The sequence below is a fragment of the Alicyclobacillus sp. CIJ1 genome (assembly GCF_057538885.1).
Genome location: NZ_BAAJPH010000075.1, coordinates 1 through 392, shown reverse-complemented (window position 1 = coordinate 392; position 392 = coordinate 1). Strand labels below are relative to the sequence as shown.

The window sequence follows — 392 nt, the reverse complement described above, 5'->3', positions numbered from 1 at the left end:
TGCTTGTATAAGTTTCCGACGCACTCGGTGTGAAGATCTCACTTGGACCCACCGTCTGCCCCGTGGTTTCGTTCACGAGGGTGATCCACATGTTCCCGTTGTTTTGCCATCCGCTCGTCACGTTGACCGTCAATGTAGTAGCCTGACCCACAGGCAACTCCGTAGGATTGGCTGCAAGCGTCAACGTGACACCACTGCTCGGATTCGGCGTTGGTGTCGGCGAAGGTGACGGCTGGGGCGTCGGTGTTGGACTCGGCTGTGTCGTGCTCTGCGGAGGCACCCATGTGGGTGTAATTTCATTGCTCGTCGCCAACAACTGCCCATCTGCATTGACGACTTCCGCCTGATACGTGATTGTGAGCGTGTCTCCCTGATCCGTCACCGAACCGCCT

1 pseudogene is annotated in these 392 nt (G+C 57.4%); it reads right to left on the bottom strand.

The features are described from left to right. Positions 1-392 (bottom strand): annotated as a pseudogene (locus AC27E8_RS06520) (hypothetical protein); the annotation flags it as partial.